Annotated in this window: 16 protein-coding genes; 4 read left to right on the forward strand and 12 right to left on the reverse strand. The window is 44.8% G+C overall.

Translation table 11 applies throughout. The features are described 5' to 3' along the window. Nucleotides 1-14: 14 nt before the first annotated feature. The 12 genes from tssM to tssH all read right to left on the reverse strand — a co-directional run bounded on the left by tssM (nucleotide 15) and on the right by tssH (nucleotide 17,596). Nucleotides 15-3,839 carry a type VI secretion system membrane subunit TssM gene (gene tssM / locus BG55_RS04000; RefSeq protein ID WP_034934555.1) on the reverse strand — a complete coding sequence of 1,275 codons (3,825 nt, stop codon included), beginning with the start codon at nucleotides 3,837-3,839 and terminating at the stop codon, nucleotides 15-17. 11 nt (nucleotides 3,840-3,850) lie between these two features. Further along, the gene (gene tssL, locus BG55_RS04005; RefSeq protein ID WP_034934558.1) at nucleotides 3,851-5,212 is read right to left on the reverse strand and encodes a type VI secretion system protein TssL, long form; all 1,362 of its coding nucleotides are present in this window, start codon (nucleotides 5,210-5,212) and stop codon (nucleotides 3,851-3,853) included. Beyond that, nucleotides 5,212-6,558, reverse strand: a complete 1,347-nt coding sequence (gene tssK / locus BG55_RS04010) for a type VI secretion system baseplate subunit TssK (RefSeq protein WP_034934560.1) — start codon at nucleotides 6,556-6,558, stop codon at nucleotides 5,212-5,214. Before tssK ends, tssL begins: the two co-directional genes overlap by 1 nt. Before the next feature lie 3 nt (nucleotides 6,559-6,561). Continuing rightward, nucleotides 6,562-7,050 (reverse strand): type VI secretion system lipoprotein TssJ, encoded by a 489-nt coding sequence (gene tssJ, locus BG55_RS04015; RefSeq protein ID WP_052018672.1) that lies wholly within the window; start codon nucleotides 7,048-7,050, stop codon nucleotides 6,562-6,564. A gap of 189 nt (nucleotides 7,051-7,239) precedes the next feature. Next, complete coding sequence (locus BG55_RS04020) at nucleotides 7,240-7,725, reverse strand: Hcp family type VI secretion system effector (protein WP_034934565.1); 486 nt, start codon at nucleotides 7,723-7,725, stop codon at nucleotides 7,240-7,242. A gap of 170 nt (nucleotides 7,726-7,895) precedes the next feature. Beyond that, nucleotides 7,896-9,395: a type VI secretion system contractile sheath large subunit gene (gene tssC, locus BG55_RS04025; RefSeq protein WP_034934567.1), complete on the reverse strand. Its 1,500-nt coding sequence runs from the start codon at nucleotides 9,393-9,395 to the stop codon at nucleotides 7,896-7,898. 16 nt (nucleotides 9,396-9,411) lie between these two features. Beyond that, the gene (gene tssB / locus BG55_RS04030) at nucleotides 9,412-9,942 is read right to left on the reverse strand and encodes a type VI secretion system contractile sheath small subunit (protein WP_034934571.1); all 531 of its coding nucleotides are present in this window, start codon (nucleotides 9,940-9,942) and stop codon (nucleotides 9,412-9,414) included. Nucleotides 9,943-10,055: 113 nt separating this feature from the next. Then, complete coding sequence (locus BG55_RS04035; RefSeq protein WP_034934573.1) at nucleotides 10,056-10,637, reverse strand: fimbrial protein; 582 nt, start codon at nucleotides 10,635-10,637, stop codon at nucleotides 10,056-10,058. Further along, entirely contained in the window at nucleotides 10,625-13,246 is a 2,622-nt protein-coding gene (locus tag BG55_RS04040; protein ID WP_084276186.1) for a fimbria/pilus outer membrane usher protein, read from the reverse strand. Before BG55_RS04040 ends, BG55_RS04035 begins: the two co-directional genes overlap by 13 nt. Before the next feature lie 122 nt (nucleotides 13,247-13,368). After that, complete coding sequence (locus BG55_RS04050; RefSeq protein ID WP_034934578.1) at nucleotides 13,369-14,118, reverse strand: fimbria/pilus periplasmic chaperone; 750 nt, start codon at nucleotides 14,116-14,118, stop codon at nucleotides 13,369-13,371. 149 nt (nucleotides 14,119-14,267) lie between these two features. Next, nucleotides 14,268-14,804, reverse strand: coding sequence for a fimbrial protein (locus BG55_RS04055; RefSeq protein ID WP_034934580.1), 537 nt, complete (start codon nucleotides 14,802-14,804; stop codon nucleotides 14,268-14,270). A 77-nt stretch (nucleotides 14,805-14,881) separates the two neighbouring features. Then, nucleotides 14,882-17,596: a type VI secretion system ATPase TssH gene (gene tssH / locus BG55_RS04060; RefSeq protein WP_052018674.1), complete on the reverse strand. Its 2,715-nt coding sequence runs from the start codon at nucleotides 17,594-17,596 to the stop codon at nucleotides 14,882-14,884. A gap of 593 nt (nucleotides 17,597-18,189) precedes the next feature. Here tssH and tssF point away from each other — a divergent pair. The 4 genes from tssF (at nucleotide 18,190) to BG55_RS21715 (ending at nucleotide 23,222) form a co-directional block, all read left to right on the forward strand. Next, on the forward strand, nucleotides 18,190-20,067 hold the full coding sequence (gene tssF / locus BG55_RS04070; protein ID WP_034934583.1) for a type VI secretion system baseplate subunit TssF: 1,878 nt from the start codon (nucleotides 18,190-18,192) through the stop codon (nucleotides 20,065-20,067). 1 nt (nucleotide 20,068) lies between these two features. Further along, complete coding sequence (gene tssG / locus BG55_RS04075) at nucleotides 20,069-21,079, forward strand: type VI secretion system baseplate subunit TssG (protein WP_034934586.1); 1,011 nt, start codon at nucleotides 20,069-20,071, stop codon at nucleotides 21,077-21,079. Between the two features lie 74 nt (nucleotides 21,080-21,153). Further along, nucleotides 21,154-22,218: a type VI secretion system protein TssA gene (locus BG55_RS04080; RefSeq protein ID WP_034934694.1), complete on the forward strand. Its 1,065-nt coding sequence runs from the start codon at nucleotides 21,154-21,156 to the stop codon at nucleotides 22,216-22,218. A gap of 5 nt (nucleotides 22,219-22,223) precedes the next feature. Beyond that, nucleotides 22,224-23,222: a fimbrial protein gene (locus BG55_RS21715; RefSeq protein WP_034934588.1), complete on the forward strand. Its 999-nt coding sequence runs from the start codon at nucleotides 22,224-22,226 to the stop codon at nucleotides 23,220-23,222. The last annotated feature ends 24 nt before the right edge of the window (nucleotides 23,223-23,246 follow it).

Consider the following 23,246-nt stretch of genomic DNA (forward strand, 5'->3'; position numbering starts at 1 on the left):
CTTAATCAGAAACTTCACGGACAATAAAAATTCTTTAACAAATCGATGATTAATTCATTTTTATATGTCAATCCGGTGACTTCAACTTTAACCTGACGATTATGCATATCAAATATCAGAATTGGCTGCCCGGTATCAGAAGTTTCAATATCCTCCACCGTATCCAGCCAACGCATTAACGCCCAGGGGCCTTTTTTGGTTACACCATTATCTTCCAACGTCACACGCGGCCGGGTGCTCATACTTACAACAGATTCAGAACGATTTCCAGGCCATTTAAAAGACTTCGGCAACACAGGGCCATGCGCGTAAGTCATGACATTTCCGTCAAAATTAAGTGTTAACTGAGTCACTGAAGGCGACATGTAGGGAATTGCCACCGTGTAATTAATTGCCAGTTTGTTGTCACCATTCTGAAAAAAAGCCTTACGGATCTGCTGAGCCTGCTCGAAGATATCCAGAGCTTCAGAAGATTGTGTCTCGACCTCACCTTTATAGCGCCACGGGCGGGTTGATGTGTCCACCTTATCAGCCAGACTCTTTTTGAAGTAATCGTCAACAATACCGCCGGCAGCAAAAAACTGCTCAAAATCCCGCAGGCTTACCTCTTCAGATGCATCTGCGAAAGGATAACGCCCCTGAAGCATTGTACGGCAAACTTCACCGAGACTGGCTGTAATCGTTTTATTCGTATTATTAACAACCTGATGATTTACCCGCTTATAGGCCCCATTAAGCAGTGGGGCAATAATATACTTAAAAGGATCTGGCCATACCGCAGACTCTGCGCTTAACCGTTGACCAGCATCTGAAACGTCTGGCAGATTTCCATTTTTAATCGCGCTGTCGGAGATCACTAAAAGCGTATACTGATCATTTAATACTCCCATGATCGTTGCCAGTTTTGCCCCTGAGTTCGATGTATCAGCTGCACCATTATTACTATTACCACCACCCACAAAATTGCGTAGAGGCGTAAAAAAATTATCAACACCCTGTCGCAAAATTACCTTCTCGTGGGCCGCTATGGCGAGATTGAGTTTTGAGGCAGCATCAAGCAACTGGCTGTTCATTCCCATACTGCTACCCTGACCTTTGAGCAGGCTTTCCGGCTGATCGGCGGCCAGCGTCGTCTGCTTAACCGCCTCCTTCGCCAGATTCACCAGCGGCGAATTTGTGGAAACCAGAGTACGCATCATATAAATATCAAATGACAAACCCATGCTGTTATTATCCAGCTCGTCAGACTTCAGACGAATACTCTTTAAAAAGGTTTGCCAGGTCCGGGTATACTCCTTCAGATAGAGCCGGGTTAATTCATCTTTTAGCGGGTCAGTAATGGCTGCATTCGGATCTGCCTTTAGTGCTTTCAGCGAAGCCAGCGGTTGCGCATTGCCCATGACCCAACGATCCTCCTGCTGAAGCTTCCTGAGGATGCCACTAATTTTTTTTTTAAATACCTGATGATAACCATTATAAGTAAAAAGCCCTGGCACCCCTTTTTCGGCCATAGCGGGGTCAATGACGGTGAAAACCTGCCCGGCTTCCTCGTCAGTTATCTTATTTAACGTCAGGTTTTCTGGCGCATCAGCCTGCATTGCAGACTTTACCCGGTCATAAAGACGTGCGCTCAGGAGATTACGGTTGAGCAATTCTCTGGCTTCAGTGATAAGCTCTTTATCTGCCGGCTCACCATATTGTCGCCAGTCAGGCTGACTGAATAATTTTTTCAGGTGAGCCATAAACAAACTTCTTTCTTCGTACGGCTGGATCTTACCGGAAATATCCCAGGCAGTAGTGATACTGGCTATCAGATATTCCTGATTAAATTCCCCTTCACCTGAAACCATCAAATAAAGCTTCAGAGCACTATACACTTCCGCCGGATCATTATTGTAAATCGCGTTCTGCAAAGCAGCATGAGACTGGCTTTCAATCATTGGAAAAAGCAATTTTCTGAGAAAGAAATGGTAGAGACCATCAGAATTCCGGTTCAGACTTTTGCCAACATACAAGCCATAGCGGTATTCCAAATCTGGATTGAGCACATCCAGCCCGGCGAAATCGGGCAGGAACTGGGCAAGGTTCAGTAAGGTCGGAAGCATATTCTGATTTGCCGTTTTCAGAAATGTTTTTACCTCTCCCTCCAGCCTGGCAACTTTCACCTCCACCGCATCCAGATAATTGCCATTATTATGATAGCTATGATAAAGACCACTTAGCAGAAAAACCGAAATCATTATACAAAAGCAGTGACCAAGAAAATTCTGGAAGCGATATTTCGTTACCACACGGAAATTGTGCCTGACCAGATCGGCATCTTTTATAATAATCTCGGAAAAAAGCTGACGAAGAAAATACTGGCGACCATATGATACATCCTTTATCAGAAAGTCAGCATCTTCCTGCAATGAAGCTGAATAAGCCTGAGCATCCGGAATTCGGTTATTAATGAAATTCCGCCATTTTTGAATCAGTGTAATATCATTTACCATTACACTCTTCTCTGGCTGATGGCTACTGCTGAAATAGACTCCACGCAGTGAGGTATAGCTTTGCGTTTCATCATAACGTGAAGCGAAGAAAATATTTTGTAGGATCTCCGCCACCCCCTGCGTCAACATCCTGAAGTCCTGCGGCAGGGCATACATTTTTTTTCTGTCAGTATTTTCGTACTCCTCCTGCTGTCGCATTGTCATGTTTCTTTCAATGCGGTTCTCCAGCAAGGTAAGTTCTGACTCGACAACGCTTCGCAATTCCGCAACGGCGGTCTTCATATCATCGCCATAAGGGAACGTGACTCCCCAAATCTGCTCACGTTCCTGCTCAGTGAGGATACGAAAATATTCGGCAAAACCGCTTAGTTGATCCAGTTTGGTGACCACGACATACACCGGAAAACGTACACCCAAAAACTTTCTCGTGTCATCAAGACAGGAACGAATTTTTGCTGACAGGTCGTAGAGTTCCGTTTTGCTGCGGCCCATTACATCAGAGACAGAAACGGTAATGATGACGCCATTTAGCGCTTTAATTGGATGATATTTTTTAATCGACTTCAGCAATACTTCCCACTCTGGCATATTGCTGTGAGCCGCGTCGATATATTTACCCGCAGTATCAATAAACAAAGCTTCGTTGGCAAACCAACACTCGCAGTTTTTGGTGGGTGAACTCTCTTTACAAATACGATTCAACTGCTCCGGCAAAGGAAAATTTTGACCGGAGTGTAAAATAATCGACGTTTTACCTGCCCCCTGGGTTCCTAATACCATGTACCAGGGAAGGTCGCTAAGCGACTTTTTGGGCTGAATAAAACGGCGAACAAACGATATATTCTTACTGATTTTTTTAATGTATTCAGCCGCGTCACGGATTATCGCATCAACTTCGTAAATCTGGGTATCAACTTTCACGTCCTTATTACTAAACAGTGTATCGAGTAATTTCGGATTGTTTTTTAATGCCAGAAGAAGCTTCCAGATTCCGTAAATCAACGCACAAAAAAGAATAACACTGATGACAAAAAATCTTGCCATTATGCCCGCTAAAGGATAACCATAACCAATAAAAACATAGGGACCAATAACCCAGACTATTACACAGGCTGTGGCCATCATCACCATAAAAAAAGGAATATTAAACCAAAAACTGACCAGGCAGAGAAGCGCCAGAATAATAAAGATGATACTAGCTTCTGTGCTTTCCAGAGGACGTGTTTCACCAAAGCCCAAAAAAGGACCGAGGAACCAGATTGCAGCGATAAGTAAAGCAAAAAAAGCAACCACCATAAATAGTCTGGTAAATCGCCCTGAGAAGATTCTGTTTAAATAGGACATTATTTAACTCATTAATAAGTCACAAAAAATTCCACACGCCTGTTTTGCGCACGCCCTTGTTTGTCTTTATTACTGCTTACAGGCTGAGTATCACCAACCCCCTGTGCAGTTATTTTTTCTGGTGAAATCCCTTCATCAATAAAATAATGAGAGACATATTCAGCCCGCTTTTCCGACAGCACTTTATTATCAGGGAACGCTTTTGTTTTAACGGGCACCGAGTCTGTATGCCCAACAATTTTCACTACGCCATTTACACGATGAACTTCTTTCGCAACGCGCCGCAGAACAGGTTCCATCTCAGGAATTATCTTATCCGAACCTGACATAAAGATTGAATCACCACGAAAAACAACTTTACTTTGAATCTGCGTCTCATCAACACTGACTAAATTTTTTCTTATCTCTTCTTTTAATAAAATAGCCAACCGGAGTCGGGCTACAACAGGCTGTCGGGTGTAATTAAGATACTGCATAGCGTGAATTCTCTGCTGCAAATTAATTTCATGCTTCGATAACCAGTATTTACACCAGATATAGGTTGAGGCTACCAGTACACTGGCAAATAAAAATGTCACCCGAACAGGTATAATCAGGCGTTCTTTTTTTGCCTTACCGCGAAAAACCAGACCATGAGGAGAAAGCTCGGGAGGCATCGAATCTCTGGTGCTCTGGATAATCGTCAGCAATCGCTGGCGAATCTTGGTCAGTTGACGATCACCGTCCTCCAGGATGCTGTAACGACCTTCAAATCCCAGCCCCAGAATGCGGAGCAAAACTTCCAGCACATCAACATATTCGTGGGGATTCATCGACAGCCGGCCAATGAGCAGGAAAAATTTATTTCCGCCGTCATTGTCCCCTTCAAAATGGTTGAGAATATTACTTTGTGACCATCCCCATTGCGCTCCCCAACTGGTGGTGTGAGCCGCCTCGTCCAGAGCAGTACAAATGCAATAGCGCACAATAGCCATTTTTTTCCATGAGATTTCCACCTCATCGCACACCACGCTGAACAAATTAATTTCATTTTTAAGAATGCGTTTCAACACATCCGCATGTTCAGGCGATGACATTGTTTCAGGCATATCGCTTAATGCCCTGAGCAATGGTTGCACAGCCTCCAGTAATGGATTGACGGCAGCTTTAACTTTTAATACGCGTTGCTGAACACCTTCACTTTTCAACGTGGCTTCATTTTTGTCAGCGCCCCTTACAGCAAAACCGTTAAAACTGGCGGTTGATGCAATGTCAGGCGCCTCATAACCATCATCAAGCAAAAATTTGCCCATGGCCTGCGGCGTCAATGTTTCATCAGGTGCCGGTGTTGGATCAGGGATGTCAAAATCCTTCAGCTGGTCAGCTTCACTCATCAGTTTCGAACTCCCCAAAGCTCCATTTTCAGTTCAGGGAAATCACCCGCAACATGAAGAGCCAGCGCTCCTGTCCCTGCAACCTTATCCCAGAAAGGGCCACTTTTTAGCAGATCAAAATAGACAAACCCCGACTGATAAGGGATCTGTCGCGGTGGTACTGGCAACGCCTGTAAAACCAGGCCAGGCAAATGCGACCGAACCAGCTCACGTAGCTGTTGTGGAGCACTGATTTTGGTCTGCGCTGAGAATTGCTGTTGCAGAACATCCATGGGTAACTGTGCATTAACTGCGAGTACCAGATTAGAGAATGAGCGTAATTCGCCGGGTAATACTGATGCAGACCAGACACCGTTGCCTTTCGCATGCAGATCTATTAGCTGTCCGGCACGAATCAGGATTTGATTGAGTAAATCGTGTAGTTCTTCAACCAATGGATAGATAGACTGATAGAGTCGTGCGTGGTCATAGCCCGGGGCACTTTTAGGCCGACGCGTTTTAGTGCGAATAAAGGTCGACAGCTCACCAGAAAATTTCGCCAGTTCCTGATACAACACAATAGGGGCTAACTCGGGGATATTTCTCAGATGGTCAAGAACAGGTTCATATTTGTTAAAGATCTGTAAAAGCAGGTAATCGACAACCTCTGCTCCACCGCTGGCTTTACCATCACTGTTAGATAAACGTTCCGCCAGCATTTCAGCTCGCATTTTTACCAGGCCATTAAGATGAATCAGCCATTCGGTCAGCAAACGACTGGCGGCGTATCCGGTCACGGGTGGAATATAATCTTCAACGTGCAACAGTACGCTACCATCAGGCTGAATAGCTCTGATTCTGGTTAAAGGCAAACCTATCCAGGATTCGGTCATCTCGCTTTCAGCTACCAGTTTTAGCCGCAGACTCGCTAACTGAACGGGTTTAGGCCCCTGACGAATCGAGTTGGTATCGCTCAGCTCGGTTTCAAAGGCATAAAAACGCGCCAGTGAACCGTAATCGGCGGGATCAAAAATAGTTTCATCACTGTTATCCAGCCGCAGTGGCACCGCCAGATAGATCATTTTTCCTAAATGATCCGGACTGATAGTAAGCGGTTCTGGTAGTTCGGCATGACCTGGAATATCAAACGGTGTTCCATCAGGGAGAACGCCTCTTCCAGACCGAAGAACAAGTTTACCGTAAGAAAGCGCATCCAAATCTATGTCATAGTGCGCAAACCCCCAAAAAAAAGGGGTAATAGTCGCCGCACGTTTATGGGCATAATATTCTAAATACCGTTCCTGCTGCTGAAAAAGCTGAGGGCGAAGAAAGAGCCCTTCGCTCCAGACCACTTTATTTGTTCTCATCGGTCAGTCCATTTTATCGATTGAGATTGCTAATGTGTTGAAATGCACGCCGAATACAACCTGTTCCCCAGGCGCTATTTTTCGCCACCAGGATTTCTTCTTATGTTTTTCTTCAAGAGAAATAATTTCGCTCCAGCCTGCTTTGTCTATCTCCCGATAAGCAGCCGTGATCCCTATGGCAATATCATCCTTATCAGGAGAAACAGAAATTTTCCTTTTTTCACCCGGCTTTATTATTCCTTCATAAATTTTTGAGACCTCTTCCTTCAGTGCAGGGTTGGTGTTATCAGTAATTGAAAAAAAATCACTATTTTCAAAATTATCCACCGCTTTCAATCCATAAACACTGATGCTTAATGGTGACGCCTCGCCTTTTTCATTAATATTGATATCGTCTGCTGCGGTTAAACTAATTTTAAAAGAATCTGATTCCTGTTTTTTTGGTAGTGAAAAACCACAGCCAGATAAAAAAAAAGACAACAGCAGAACCACTGAATAATCGATGAATTTCCATTCGGACTTATTTATTTTTTAACATGCTGCATCTTATTGTACCTCAACCCACCAAATGGTAGAAAAACAAATACTTACTCCAAGTTTTCCTGGTAGCATCAATTAAGATACCGAGTTAAAAACTTGCCACCTGAAGATGGCAAGTTTTATTACAACACTGAAAGTCAATTAACTACTCTGATTAGCTTTAACATCATAGCTGGCTGAGATAACACCAGATTTACTACCCTCAGAATTTTGCATGACATAATCCTGAGTGACTTTAGTGAAAGAGAATTTAACTTCTTCACATGGACGGGTTTCGTCTGCAGAAGAGCCAGTCATGCCAACACGAGTAATAATGACGTCAGTAAATGTGATAGTCAGATACTCCAACGGGTCGCCGCCCGCTTTGCGAACAACAAAAACAATATTCTTGATGTGCTTACCCGTCAGACAATAACTGAGAAGGTTAGGACTGGCTTTATCGGTATAGTGAGTAAAACAAAAATCGTCTACAGTTGCTTTACCGGAGCCACCACCTGAACCACTGTGCATATTTGAATGCTGAGCGACATCCCATTGCCACGTCAGAACTTCAATTTCATTAGTGTGAGAAGCATCAAGTGATTCACCTTCGATGCCATCGATCTTAATAAACATATCTTGTGCCATGATAATTTCCTTATTAGACACTAATATAAAACGTTACACGTGGTGTAACGACCTGCTAAAACAGAGAACTTTACTTAATGTAAAGCAACACTACTCTGCTAATATTTTTATGTAACAGTCAACCTGGAGCCGTAAATACAGTTCCGACAAGCTAAATACAATTTTTTATATCAGGCAACGCCTTTCAGTGAAGGCAGTTTAGCAACCATACGTAGTGAAACCGTCAGACCTTCTAACTGGAAATGTGGCCGCAGGAAAAATTTTGCCTGATAGTATCCTGGATTACCTTCCACTTCCTCTACCACGACTTCAGCAGCAGCCAGCGGGCGACGTGCTTTTGTTTCGAAAGAAGAGTTGGCCGGATCACCATCCACATAATTCATTACCCAATTATTCAACCAGCGTTGCATCTCATCACGTTCTTTAAATGTACCGATTTTGTCTCGAACAATACATTTGAGGTAATGAGCAAAGCGTGAACAGGCAAACATGTAAGGCAAACGGGCCGATAAGTTGGCGTTTGCTGTTGCATCCGGATCATAATATTCAGCCGGTTTTTGCAGAGACTGTGCACCAATGAAAGCCGCATAGTCAGTGTTTTTACGATGAATAAGTGGAATAAAGCCATTTTTGGCTAATTCAGCTTCACGGCGATCAGAAATAGCAATTTCTGTCGGACATTTCATATCGATTCCACCATCATCCGTAGGGAAAGTATGGCAGGGCAAGCCTTCCACTACGCCACCGCTTTCCACTCCACGAATTAAGGTACACCAACCGTAATGCTTGAATGAACGATTAATATTTACCGCCATCGCATAGGCTGCGTTAGACCAGACATATTTGCTGTGGTCTGCACCATCGGTGGTTTCTTCAAAGTTAAAATGATCTACCGGATTGGTTCGGATACCGTAAGGCAGACGCGCCAGGAAACGTGGCATCGCCAGACCAATATAACGAGAGTCTTCTGACTGGCGCAGTGAATTCCACGCTGCATATTCCAGGTTCTGGGTAAAAATTTTGGTCAGATCTCGCGGGTTGGCCAGTTCCTGCCACGAGTCCATCTGTAATACGGAAGGTGATGCTCCGGTAATGAAAGGGACATGTGCCGATGCGGCAACTTTGCCAATTGACGATAACAAATCCACATCCGGCGCAGTATGGTCAAAAAAGTAATCGGCAACAAGACAGCCATATGGCTCACCGCCGAGCTGACCATATTCTTCTTCATAAATCTGCTTAAACAAAGGGCTCTGATCCCATGCGATTCCTTTGTAGCGCTTCATGTTACGTCTTAAATCATCCTTGGAAATATCCATAAAGCGCAGTTTCAGCTTTTCATCTGTTTCCGTGTTATAAACCAGATAATGCAAACCACGCCATGCACTTTCCAAAGCCTGAAATTCCGGATGATGCAAAATCAAATTAATTTGCTCCGACAATTTCCGATCAATTTCAGCGATAAATCTTGCAATGTTTTTATAAGCATCCTCAGCAACAGTAACAGAGTTTGCAAGAGCCTGTTCCGCAAGCGTCTTTACTGCATTTTCAACAGCGGCTTTCGCCTGATCGGATTTCGGCTTAAATTCTTTATTCAATAAAGCATTAAAATCACTATAAGTTGTAGTGGCAGCTGTAACCTGCTTATTGTTTTCTACATTAATAGCCATGATTCCCTTCTCTGACTCAATCTTTCCGTGATAGATTACTGGTTGCATTTTTGGGCTTAGGTTCAGCAGCCAGCGTGTTGAGCAGCGTTTTATCATTCAACACTTTCATTACCAGACTTTCGGCACCCGCTTTACCATCCATATAGGTTTGTAAATTGGCCAACTGTGTCCGCGCTTCCAAAAGTTGAGAAAGTGAGTCAACCTTTTTAGCAATTTCGTCAGGAGAAAAATCATTGATACTTTCAAATGACATATCAACCATCAGCTGACCTTCACCAGTCAACGTATTCGGCACCGCAAAGGCGACTCTTGGTTTCATCGCCTTCATACGCTCATCAAAATTGTCGATATCAATACTCAGGAACTTTCTGTCAGCGACCGGAGGTAAAGGCTCAAGTGCTTTACCAGATAAATCAGCCAGTACTCCCATGACAAATGGCAGTTCAATCTTCTTTTCGCTGCCATAAATTTCCACATCGTATTCTATCTGAACACGGGGAGCACGATTCCTTGCAATAAATTTTTGAGAACTGCTTTTACCAGCCATCACGATATCCCTTTCACTGTGCACATAAAATATTAAATATCTGTTGCCTAACAGTAATTACATAATGAATTTTTACTCACTGCCCCCAATAAAGGCAACCATCCCTCCCTAATCTAATTATAAACGAGTTCAACTCCGGCAAGTGATTTTAAAACCCCTGCCGTAACGGCATTATTCCCGCTGGCATAATAACTCGCTGTATATTGATGAGTAACATCGTCTCCAGAGGAAGAAACAACATAATCCTGACCACTTTCCGTATCATCAATGATAACCTGCGTGCCATCTTCTTTGCGGATTCTGACCTGGACATTTTCACTGTAACCATCCCCTGTTGTATTAATGAGATTGCCCGTAGTGGAATCAGCCGAACTCAAGTTGCTGACAAATTTAACCGTCACAGTGCGATCAGAAGGACACTCCTGCAATGTAATATCGAAATTCTTACTGCCAGCTTCATTACCATCAGTTTGCAATGATGAAGTACTGATTGTTGGTAATAATACTACCTCTGAATAAGTTCCACTATTAATGCTGACAATGCAAGTCTCTTCGTTATAAACACCCTGAAAAAGTACTTCAATATTACACCCATTGCTACAATCTGTATCAGCTGCAAGCTGCAAAGGGAAAAAAAGACCTGAAAACATCATCGCAGAAACTGTCAGTCGTATATGCTTATTTAACGAGTACATGTCACCTCCAGTTGTGCCATCTTATTTTCTCCCGTTGCCGAGACATTGCTACCCGAAAGAATACGACAATTAACAGATTCATCTCCCATGACATAGAGTGAACCACTGTCGGGATCCCACCCACGTATAAAGCCTTTACCACCCTGGCCGATAACGGTCTGGCTGACGCCATCCTTATTAACCAGTTCAGTACCAATTGGCATAAATACCCCATTACTATCCCTGACCGTCAGGATGGCAGGAATACCAATAAGTGTTTTCATGTGAATCAATGAAACTGAACCAGCACGCGGCACAATAACCCTTTCATTCTCTAAAACGTCAACGGTATCGGGTAATCCTTTCGCATCTATAGAAACGGTGTTCTCACGGTAAGGTGTAAGTGACGGCATAATCACATAACCATTACTGTCAATTGTTGACCCATAACCATTTGATAATTTCGCGCCTTCCCCGCCGGGCACATCAATAATGGCAAAAGGAGAATCTCCCAATTGCGGACCCAGTGTCGCTCCCCCCTGATGCGCAACAAGGCTGCCATTTGCCGATAACGACATCTGCTTTGTCGACTCACTGTTATACGAAGCGGTCATCCCAATCTGACCATAAGGTGAACGATAATTAGCATTACCTGTTACGCCTTCCACATGTGAGCCAGAACTGGATCGACCATATGAGGTTCCTATACCGTAGTTAAATTCGTTCCTGTCACCCTGACTACCGTTTGCATTCATCTGCAAGGTGGCATTATTCGAACTGTCGCGAGTATATGTGGAATACAGTGAACTGAATGCGGGTTTGGAAACGGTATTATTTCGACCTAAAGGTACGCTTACCGAAAAGGTGTAGTTGTTGATATTCTTACCATTGCCCGAGTAGGATCGGGATGCTGCAAGAGACCAGGAAAAATAGCGCTCAGTTTTATTAAAACTAAGGGTGTATTGTTTAGCCGTTGACCTCTCATCCCAGTAACTGTATATGCTGCCAGATGCATTAATATATGAGTTATTCCACAAACGTTGTCCCATTGTTAAAGTCAGTTTTTCACGGGCACGATAATCAACTTCTTTGTAACTGGAACGAGAACCATATCGGTCAATACTGGCATCTCTGAAGGTATAATAACCTTTTGTGGAGTAACGATAAGCCGCTAAGGTGAAATCTGTTCTGGTTGGTTCCAGATATTTACTGTAACCCACTCTGAAACTATTACCCTCTGATTTACCATCACGAAGTTCGCTTCGCGCGTAGGTGCCGTCGAAATAAATACCGCCTACTGGCGTATTGATTGAATTACCTAAAACAAATGCATTATAACGCTCGGATGCCTGCATACCGCCGTACAAAGTGTACATGCTCGTCAGACCATACTGATATACCCCCTGCAATACAGTAGGGTTATCACGCAAAACATCGTCTCTTAACTGCCCGGCGGACAAACCAAAATTTGAAACACCTTCATGCAGCAACATAGGTGGGGCAGAGAAAGGGACATTCTGAGTGCGCTGCCTGCCATCCGCTTCGGTAATTGTTAATAATAAATCACCGCCATACCCCATTGCACCGATATCAGTTAGTTCAAATGGCCCCGGTGGTACCGTTGTTTCATAGATAATCTGACCACGTTGCGTCACACTGACTTTTGCATTCGTTTCAGCCGTTCCACGTAAAACAGGCACATAGTTGCGTATACCCTCGGGTAACATTCGCTCATCTGATTGAAGCTGTATGCCGCGTATGGTAAAGCTGTCAAATACTTCACCCCGAGTATTACTGTCACCAATCGTCAATTGACTTTTTAATGGTGTAATATCGGTCTGCGCGTATCCCAGCAGGCTCTGCGTTTTCATGCCATATCGATTCGACCAGTTTGTATTCAATCTTTTTCTTAAGCGCCACCCGGCGAAATTAAATCCGGCCAGCAGACCAATATTATTCGTATAGGTCGTTTTGCTACTTCCACTATATGTGCTCGATCCGTAGTTCAGGCTGTAAAGGTTGGCATTATAATCAATAAATCCTGCGGTAACTCCAGAATCCCAGGTATTAGGGTCGATATAACCACGTGGAAACTGGACAATATTAACCTGCGGCACGACAACAGAAAGCAGGAAGTCGCCGCTGTCATAGTTTACGCTACTGCCAACAATTAATGTCTCCAGCCGGTAACATTGCTCAGCGTCACTTTGTGAAATTGTTTGCCCGGCTATATTTTGTGCAGGATTATTGTCACCCAGTTTAATTCCGAGCGACTCAATTTCACTCAGGGTAAAGCAGGCACGGGCAGTCTGACCATCTTCCGTGGCGGTAAAACGTATAGTGTGTTTTCCACGGTTCTGATTATTGACAATAACAATAACGGGGTAACTTCCGGGAGAGACATAGTTTCCCCGATTAAAACGTGAAACATCGACGGCAGCGCCATGCATGAACGACGGATTGAATTCGATAACTGCGGGTGCAGCAGCCGCGCTTGCCTCAGAAGAAAGCAAAGTCTCTGCCCTCCCGACAGGAGCAACAACTACACAAACAACACTGATTGTTGTTATGATCTTTTTGGATGAAATTGCGCACAGCGGCGTGATCTTCGCTTTGCTAAGTAAATTCATTTTTGATTGATGCACCTGGTAAGCTCCTTTTCCAGTCGACTGCCGCATACTGTCTACGGACTACGGACTACGGACTGCGCATTCACTCCCCCTGTCTGACTTTGCACAATCCGATATTAGATTTAATTATCTTGCTGCAAGACTAATTTATTTCCATCAGTAATTTTGAGTTTACCGTTGTAAGTAGAACCATAGTCATTAATTAACTTGAAGGTTATTTCGCTTAAACCAGTAATGGTGCTTTTATTTTCAGAAATGAACTCTTTATTACCAAATGGTTCAATCATATCTGTAGATAAGGTTACAGATTTACTACCAACCTGAGCATTGATACTGTCAAAAGAAAGATAATAAGGTGTTGGATTAGTAACCTTGATTCCCTTACCGCCTGACAATATCTCCCATTGAATTTTATCCACTTCAGCTGTACCAGAACTTGATAATGCTTTTGGGCGGTAAAATATTTTTATCCTGGTTCTGAAGGCAAGCTCCAGCCGGTCAACATTCTCCATATTTTTAACAACCGGAGGCACTTCCAGTAAATTAAACCAGAATACCGATTCACGGTCCTGCGGCAACGCCATTCCATTGTAAATGAGACGAACACTTTGCCCTTTACCGGATTCAACCCGATAAACAGGTGGAGTAACCATAAAAGGAACTTTCATTGCATTAACATCGGCATTAGCATCACCATCATCCACCCAGACCTGTACTAATGCAGCGTTTCCACTTTTATTATTTGTCCGAACATTCACCTCCTTTTCATTCCCTGGAAAAATTATCCTGGTGCCACTAATTGTCATTGCTGCCCATCCGTTATTAATTGCGGAGAGCATTAAAAGGGCTGAAATGATTATTTTAATCAGCATAGATTTACCCGAAAACTTTCGCTTTTAATCAAATTTAATACAGGCCTGGTCTACCTGATTCAGAATATCCCAGGCCTTTATAATATAAGCAGGAGTAAACTTACATTAATTCAGAGTCACTCTTACTAACTTGTGCTTTAAACGCTAGTTTATGGATATGCCAGAGTATACTGAGCCTGGGCATAAACTTTACCAGCAGTAGTCGCACCTGTAGCGTAGTAGCCACCATAGTAACGCATAGAAGCTTTACCAGAACTTACGGTCGCCGCATCCCCTGTAGACCCCAGAGCCAGTGGCTGTTCATCAGAATTGTACAAACGTACTTCAACGTTAGTTGCAGCTGTATCTGTACCGCTATAAGTATTGGTCAGGTTACCAGTAGAAGAATTAGTACCGCTACCACCAATCGCTTCGAAATGCGCAGCAACAGAGGTTATCGCTGTAGGACAGTCGCTAACATTGATATCAAATAGTTTTGAGCCACCGGTAGCACCGGCTGTGGCTAAGGTTGTAGTAGACAGGGTGGGTAAGGTTACAGTGATATTCTCGCTGTCGGTATCAATGGTGCAGGTTTCAGTAATCAGCTCACCATTAAATGTCACAGTACCCTGAGTTGCAGCGTTTGCAGCCTGAGAAGCCGTCATGCCCAGTGCCAGCGCACACACAATCACTTTTAAATTACGCATAAAATTTCCTGTTTATAAATACGAATTAATTGCATTTGACACACACATAACTGTGTTTGTGTCTGTCAGTTCCATTGCTACTCATATATTTCTGCTTCTGTTTTCACTTCCTCTTTTTTCATTTCCTCCTGTTGTTGAAAGATAATCGCTATGTCATTTTTCTGACTTATTTCCAGTCGAATATTCTGGCCTGCTATTGCCATTTCACTATTCAATATGAGGCGTCCCATTTCGGGTACGATGTTTTGTTCGATGAAGCGAATTAGCATCCTGGCACCCGTTTCCGCCACCGGGCACTGCCCGACGATGTAATGCACTAATGCATCGGTGTAATGGAGACGGGCACCATGCTGTTGCAACAGCCTCTCTCCCAAACGATCGAGGTGCAACCGGACAATGTGTTGCAACGATTCCTGATGTAATGGCAAATAGGGCACTACAGCCAGTCGCCCCAGGAATGCCGCCGGGAAAGACTTCAATAACTCAGGTTGCAGTAGTTTTTTCAGACTTTCTGCATCAGGAGCAGTATCAGGATCGGTAAACAGGCTGCTTATTAATTCGCTACCGACATTGCTGGTGAGCAATAAAATGGTATTTTTAAAATTAATCTGGCGTCCTTCACCATCCTCCATGCATCCCTTATCAAACACCTGGAAGAATAATTCATGTACATCCGAATGCGCCTTCTCAATCTCATCCAGTAAAACCACACTATATGGCTTACGGCGAACCGCCTCGGTCAAAACACCACCTTCGCCATAACCCACATAGCCTGGCGGCGACCCCTTCAATGATGAAACCGTATGCGCTTCCTGGTATTCACTCATATTAATGGTGATAAGATTTTGTTCGCCACCATATAACTGCTCAGCAATTGCCAGAGCCGTTTCGGTTTTACCGACACCTGAAGGCCCGACCAGCATAAAAACACCAATTGGCTTCCTCGGATCTGCCAGTCCGGCACGGGCGGTCTGAATACTTTCGCTGACCTGGTTCAGGGCAAACTGCTGGCCAATCACCCGCTCTGCCAGTCTTTGTGGCAACTCCAGTACGGCTCGAATATCGTCCTTCATCATCTGACCAACAGGAATTCCGGTCCAGTCAGCGACAATACTGGCAATAACGCCCGAATTTACTTCCGCCTGAATCATGGGCTGTTCGTGTTGAGCTGTATGGATACTGGCTTCCAGGGAACAAAGCTGACTTTGCAGCTGACGTATCTGATCATCATCCGGATTACCCTGTTTGGCCAAATCCTGGAGCTCTTTTCGTACAGCGATAACAGAAGAAACCAGCTCTTTCTCCTGCTGCCAACGCTGCTCAAGAAGTTCTTTCTTCTCTGTGTGCTCTGCTATGTTCTCACGCAGTGAAATGGCACGATAGTTCTCCCCTTTACCGAAATGTAACGCTTTTTCAACCAGCGAAAGCTCGGTCTGCACTGTCTCCGTCTTGAATTTCAGAATCTGTAGCTCTCCAGGTGGAGCATGCTGCGCAACCGCCACCCTTGCGCACGCGGTATCAAGCAGACTGATTGCTTTATCAGGCAACTGACGAGCCGGAATGTAACGATGAGAAAGGCGAACCGCAGCCTGGATAGCTTCATCCATAATCCAGACACCGTGGTGTTTCTCCAGCATCGGTATAAGTCCCCGAAGCATCGAGATTGCAGTTTCCTCATCAGGCTCGTTGACCTGCAATACCTGGAAACGACGAGTCAACGCCGGATCCTTTTCAATGTGCCGTTTGAACTCACTCCAGGTCGTTGCGCCAATGGTTCGCAGCTGCCCCCTCGCCAGAGCGGGTTTAAGCAAGTTAGCCGCATCGCCGGTACCGGCTGCGCCTCCCGCACCGACCAGCGTGTGCACCTCATCAATAAATAAAATAACGGGTTGGGGCGAAGCAATAGCCTCCTCCAGAACCGATTTAAGCCGGGCCTCAAATTCACCTTTCATGCTGGCACCTGCTGAGAGTGCTACAACATCCAGCGTCAGCAGACGTACATGGGAAAGCGCAGGAGGCACATTACCCGCCACAACAGACTGAGCAAGTCCTTCAACAACAGCCGTTTTCCCCACGCCCGCCTCCCCCGTCAGCAACGGATTGTTCTGGCGACGGCGTAGCAGAATATCGATCATGGTATTAATTTCATGATCGCGTCCCAGCACAGGATCAAGCTTCCCTTCACGAGCCAGCGCGGTAAGGTCGGTGGTATATTGCGCTAAACCAGCGCTGTTTTTTTGTCCTGCCAATGCGTGACTGGCTTCACCTGGAATTGCACCTTCTCTCTGGGCGCTGCCCTCACTTGCGGCTTCGTTCTTTTCAGCAGAAGTCTGGGTGATATAACCAAAATCGTTGGTCAGATGTTCCAGAGAAATACGCTCAAATGCGGGAGAAATGTCAAATAATGCGCGACGTAGTTCCATTGTGGTTAACATCGCAATCAATAAATGACCACTGCGGATATGATGGTCAAAACATTCAAGACTGGCATAAATCCAGGCTCTTTCAATCGCCAACTCAATATGATAGGAAAAGTCAGAAATAGTACTTGCGCCCGAAGGCAAACGAGTTAATGCCTGAGCGAATCCACGTTCCATAGCATCAAAATCAACTTCAAAATGACGCGCTATTAAACGTAAATCACTTTCTTCCTGCTGCCAGAGCTGATTCAGCCAGTGAACCAACTCAACATAAGGATTGCCACGTAATTTACATACGGTTGTCGCGTTTTCAATACTTCTGAATAATGTAGCGTTAAGCTTTCCAAATAAATTCTGCCGGGTAATAGCCATAATGATAGTCCAATTCCTTTGGGCTTTTATACGTGCACATCCATCGTGCCTCAAACGTGTAATACTATGCCGCGAAGGTCACAGAAAAACAAATCAGACAACCATCGTCGATCCAATTTTAGGATTTTTGACCGAAAAAAAATCCTTCCTCCCATTACGCACCAAGGTCAATTGTTTATTATTAAAGGTATCTTCTTCAGAAGATATTGAAAAATAAATCTCAGGATGAACAATTACAGACATCTTCAGATTGAGTCGTCATAACTGGCATGATATAAGGTTCCGGACGCGAACAAGGAGGGGCGCATAATGATTCCAGCAGGATACTGGGTGAAAGGCATACCATCTCTGTTATTATCTGACACATTAAATAAAGCCCCTGACACCTCACCCACCCAGGTGTTTTCGGGAATTAATACTATGTTTAGTTTAGCCATCTTTCAGGCTGTGCTCTTTACGATTATCATCGAAAAGTTTACAACTACCGGGTGATATTCACCCAGCAATCAGGCCGTGTGGAATGACGCGGGCCAGGGCTTGATATCCCAGGAAAACGGAAATTTAATAAATAATTAAATAATGGGGCTACACAGTTGGATCATAAATTTCTTGATTATTATAATCATGAACTGACATTTATGAGAGAAATGTCACGTGAGTTCGCCGATAAACACCCAAAAATAGCGGCCCGTCTGGGGATGCGAGGGATTGAAGTTGCCGACCCTTATGTTGAAAGGCTGATTGAAGCATTTTGTTTTTTATCTGCCAGAACACAAATAAAACTGGATGCTGAATTTCCAAAATTCACCAGAAGACTTCTGGATATTGTTTATCCAAACTATAACTCACCTACTCCTTCAATGGGTGTTGTTCAGTTGACACCAAACCTGAAAGAAGGTGATCTTACTCATGGCTATCTGGTTCCCAAAAACAGCGCGTTTTATACCAGAATATTACCCGGAGAAAATTCACGTTGCGAGTTTCGCAGCGGACAGGAGGTCACGCTTTGGCCAATAGAAATGACCGAAGCGCGTTTAACTTCTATTCCCCCTGACCTTCCTAATCTTGAAAAATACCGTATTGCGTATTCAAAGCTTAAAGGTGCATTACGTATAAAGTTAAAACTACAGGGCGATAAGACTTTTTCGCAACTGGAAGGCCTGAGCGAACTACCACTTTATATCGATGGTGATGAAAGAGTGGTTTCCCATATTTTTGAGCTGGTACATACCAGTAATATTGCGATGATCATCCGTTCCGGTGATACGAAAACACCAGACGTGGTGATTAACCAGCAGCCACTGGCTTTCGAAGGACTGAAACCTGATCAAACCCTGCTGCCAATGGCATGGAACATGTTCCATGGACATAATTTAATCCATGAATATTTTGCCTGCCGCCAGCGTTTTTACTTCTTTACCTTAACTCAACTGGATCAAGGGTTACGGCACAATCAAACCAATGAAGCAGAATTAATTATCTTGTTAGATCGCCTGCCCCAGAATCTGATCGGACACGTTGACCCCTCTAAGTTTCTCCTGTTTTGCACCCCGGTGATTAATCTTTTTTCCAAAGTCGTCGACAGGATTGAAGTTAACCGAGCGCTCAATGCCTTTCATGTTGTTCCCGACCGCAGCCGGCCTATGGATTTCGAGGTATTTTCAGTCAACAAGGTTCTCGGTCAACAGGCGGAAAAAAGCGAAGAGGTTGTATTTAATCCACTTTATCAGACACGGCACTGCGACTTCGGCAATTTCAGCCGGTATTTTTCAATTCAACGCGAAATCAGGACCAAAGAAGAAACGACCAGAAAATACGATACAAGAACGCCTTATATGGGCACAGAAGTCTTCGTATCACTGGTCGAGCAACAGGAAGCGCCGTATGCCGATCACATCAGATATCTGACCGTCGAAGCCATGGTTACAAACCGGGATCTTCCTCGTCTGATCTCAAGAAGTGGTAGCTTTGAACTCTCAATGAATGATGCAGTACCGGTTACGGGTGCGACTTTTATTTGTCAGCCCAGTGCCCCCCGTGCTCCTTTCGCACTTGGTGAGTCTGCATGGCGGTTGATTCGTCAATTAAGTTTCAACTACCTGCCACTTTCTGATATGGAACACAGTCTGGGAGGAGAATCCCTGCGCAGCATGTTGCGACTTTTTCTTAACAGTTCAGATCATGAGTCTGGCAGCCAGGTCAACAGTCTGATTGGTTGTAAAAGCGAACCGGTGATTCGCAGACTCCCTGGTGATGGATTGATGGTCTATGGTCGTGGAGTGCGTTGTACGTTGACTATCGATGAAGAAGGTTTTTCTGGAGTGAGCCCGTATCTGTTCGGGTTGATCATGGAAAATTATTTATCCCGCCATGCCGCCATCAATATTTTTACTGAAACTGAATTGCATTCAATGCAGAGAGGGCTGATTGCAAGCTGGAAGGGACGTCCTGGTAAGAGAGGGGCGCTCTGAAGTGGAAAGTAATCTGTCGGCGCTGGACGCCTGGTTTAACAACGAGCAGCCATGGGATGCGGGTTTTATCAGCCTGATGCGGGCTATTGCAGCCAAAAACCCATCAACACCTCATCCGGGTACATCAACGCTGCCTTCTCAGGAGAAATACCGCATCGGCCAGTTGGCCACGATGATTTTTTCGCCACGCGAGATAGCACGTATCAGCACTGAAGAGGGCAGGACGAGGTTACAGCTTTTCGGTCTTGGCATATGGGGCCCCCAGGGCGCAATGCCGTTGGGTATATCAGAATTGATCTACTCCCGGGCAGAACTGCATGACCAGACGATGATTGATTTTTTGGATATTTTTCATCACCGCGCACTCTCTTTGTTTTATCGGGCATGGTTTGTAGCACAGGATACCGCGTCACTGGATCGCGCTGATGATGAGCGATTTTCCTTCTATGTCGCAAGCCTGGCTGGCATGGACCCGCAGGAACTCAACAGCAAGGTTCTGCCGACGCATGCGCGTCTTGCTTCTACTGCCCATTTAATTAGGGAAGCGCGTAATCCGGAAGGTCTGCTTGGCGCATTACAATATTATTTTGAAGTACCAGCCAGATTAGAAGAGTTTGCCAGCCAGTGGATTTTTCTGGCGCCACAGGATCAGTCAATCTTAGGCGAAGACAGCGGTGCAATGACGTTAGGCGATGGCGCTATTCTGGGCAATACGGTGAAAGACAGACAGCATAAATTTAAACTCATTCTTGGACCGCTGACGCTGAAACAATATATGCGTTTCAGCCCCTGGGGACAGGATTTACCCGTCCTGCGCGAATGGGTACGCAACTTTATTGGCTTTGAGTATGCGTGGGATACCCAATTAATGCTGGCAGCCAGTGAAGTCCCTCAGGCCACTTTGGGCGGTGAGCATCAGTTGGGCTACGCCACCTGGCTTGAAAGATATGAAACCGATCTTCCTGTCTACGGTATGAGCTTTGAACCTGAACTTTATCAGGAAGGAGCATGACAGAGACCATTATTGGTAACGCGAACAGGGACAGGATCAATAACAGCCATTTTTCAAATAAGGATGATTTAGCTATGGCTGAAATAAACAGAGAGCAACTCAGTAAGTATTATCAGCACCTGCTGAACAAAATATCCGAAGAACACGCCTGCGGCGAAAGTCTGGAATATGATCCCGGGTTTATCATGCTTCAGTCCCGATTGCAGCCGCGCCTTAATGTGGAATATGGCAGCTTCACAGAAGCGGCGGAACCCATTAACTGGGCAGAAACGGAACGGGAATGTCTGATATTACTGGAAAAAAGCAAAGATATCCGTTTGGTGATTGCGCTGATCCGCTGCCGCATTCGGCAAATTGGTCTGGCAGCACTTTATGAAGGTCTGGACGCTCTTCGTCATTTACTGATTGCTTTCCCGGCAGACCTTCATCCACAGCTTCTGGATGAAGATGAATTTGTCCCACTGCTGAGGGCGAACGCATTCTCCGAACTTGAGGATATAGGTGGTCTGCTGGGCGATATTCGTAATCAACCACTACCGAAGGGTGCAGGTTTACAAATTACGATTAAAGATTTCGAAAAGGGTAACGCTTCTCCACGTGAAGAAGGAGCTTTACCAGAATCCGTTATCTCTGCCCTGCTCAATGAATGGCAGGAGCGGGAAGACCCGACCATCCACTCACTCTATGCAGCCGGGATCTGTCTGAAAGAGATAAAAAGCCTTCTTGACGAATCATTGGGAAATGATGCCCCCGACTTCGCAAGACTTGGGGCTTTACTGAGTTTATTTGTCTCTTCCTCTTCCCAGCCCGCGGTATTGCCTGAATCTGCGCCACCATTTCTGAGTGAACAACCAGAAGCCGAGCCGCAGGCTGTCGTGCCAACTGATGCTGTTATTACTGCGCCGGAAGATCCGGTCATTAAAAGCGCTCATCTGCCTGTACAAACAGGAATTAAAACACGCTCAGATGCAGTTCAAAAACTCAGAGAAATACGGACATGGTTTACCAAAATGGAACCCAGTAGTCCTGTCATTCCTTTATTGGCATTTGCAGAATCAACCGTTGGTAAGAGTTTTTCGGCTTTGCTGAAACTATTACCCGTCGACATGATAGAGAAGATGAATACAGACAAGGAGTAACACTGATGCTACGGAAGGTTATACTTTTATCATTCAGCGGATTAGCAGCAACGAACGCCGCCGCCGAATGTGTCCTTGCCAGAGGAACGCCAACCACATTAACGCTGGCAGCCCAGACTATTACCGTCAGTGCTGATGCAGCTGCCGATACGTCAACACCCATTTCAGGGGCGATATACACCACGTCAGCCATACCTACAAATATTGGATACGATGGTTGCGTTGCCGGTATTCCCGCAGGCAGAGTCCTGATAGGTTTAAGCGAAACTGTTGCAACCAAGCTATTTAAAACCAACGTAGAAGGAATCGGAGTAAAAGTACAGGCTTATACCGGAACGGGGTTTGGTACTTATCCTCTTGATTACACTGTATCTTTTAGTGGTGGTGAAAGCACAGGTACTTTTGACTGGAAGGCAGGGAGCTACTACCGGGTACAGTTTTACAAAACTGCGGATACCCTCTCTCTTTCCGACCCAACTGGAGATGTGGTGCTTGATGCTGGTTCTCTGGCGTATGAATGGGTCCAGGATGATGCGACACGCGGAATCAGTCTTACCATCAACCAGATAAAGGTAATCAGCACACCGGCATGTACCTTTGATTCCAGTAAGACCATTGATTTCTCGACCGTAACGCCAGCCATGCTGACCAGTGGGGGTGTTGAAAAGCCGCTGGTTTTCGGATTGACCTGTAAAACAGATTATGGCTCTTATTCAGCAAACGCATCCATTACTTCCACAACCAGCTCAACTGACAATAAATATATTCGTGTGACAGACTCAAGTGGAAACAGTGACAATCAACTGGGTATAGAAATTTATAACAGCAGCGGTGGTCAGATGAGCTTAAGTGGTAATGTCCTGGAAAAATCAAGTACCGTTGCCAGTGGTGTTGCCGCAGAATTTAACTGGACCGCAAAACTTGTTAACGCTGGCACAGATAAAACAAGGCCACAAAATGGCAGTTTTACTGCGCAGGCAGAGATTTTATTACAGTTAAATTAATTTAATATAGTTTAAAAACTGGTG

Origin of the sequence: Erwinia mallotivora, from assembly GCF_000590885.1 — a bacterium.
Classification (GTDB): Bacteria; Pseudomonadota; Gammaproteobacteria; order Enterobacterales; family Enterobacteriaceae; genus Erwinia; species Erwinia mallotivora.

Excerpts from the sequence above, each read along its gene's own strand:
- BG55_RS04050 (WP_034934578.1), bottom strand. The coding sequence starts at position 14,118 with ATGCTGATTAAAATAATCATTTCAGCCCTTTTAATGCTCTCCGCAATT.
- BG55_RS04040 (WP_084276186.1), bottom strand. The coding sequence starts at position 13,246 with ATGAATTTACTTAGCAAAGCGAAGATCACGCCGCTGTGCGCAATTTCA.
- tssB (WP_034934571.1), bottom strand. The coding sequence starts at position 9,942 with ATGGCTGGTAAAAGCAGTTCTCAAAAATTTATTGCAAGGAATCGTGCT.
- tssC (WP_034934567.1), bottom strand. The coding sequence starts at position 9,395 with ATGGCTATTAATGTAGAAAACAATAAGCAGGTTACAGCTGCCACTACA.
- BG55_RS04055 (WP_034934580.1), bottom strand. The coding sequence starts at position 14,804 with ATGCGTAATTTAAAAGTGATTGTGTGTGCGCTGGCACTGGGCATGACG.
- tssM (WP_034934555.1), bottom strand. The coding sequence starts at position 3,839 with ATGTCCTATTTAAACAGAATCTTCTCAGGGCGATTTACCAGACTATTT.
- tssK (WP_034934560.1), bottom strand. The coding sequence starts at position 6,558 with ATGAGAACAAATAAAGTGGTCTGGAGCGAAGGGCTCTTTCTTCGCCCT.
- BG55_RS21715 (WP_034934588.1), top strand. The coding sequence starts at position 22,224 with ATGCTACGGAAGGTTATACTTTTATCATTCAGCGGATTAGCAGCAACG.
- tssL (WP_034934558.1), bottom strand. The coding sequence starts at position 5,212 with ATGAGTGAAGCTGACCAGCTGAAGGATTTTGACATCCCTGATCCAACA.
- tssH (WP_052018674.1), bottom strand. The coding sequence starts at position 17,596 with ATGGCTATTACCCGGCAGAATTTATTTGGAAAGCTTAACGCTACATTA.
- BG55_RS04035 (WP_034934573.1), bottom strand. The coding sequence starts at position 10,637 with ATGTACTCGTTAAATAAGCATATACGACTGACAGTTTCTGCGATGATG.
- BG55_RS04080 (WP_034934694.1), top strand. The coding sequence starts at position 21,154 with ATGGCTGAAATAAACAGAGAGCAACTCAGTAAGTATTATCAGCACCTG.
- BG55_RS04020 (WP_034934565.1), bottom strand. The coding sequence starts at position 7,725 with ATGGCACAAGATATGTTTATTAAGATCGATGGCATCGAAGGTGAATCA.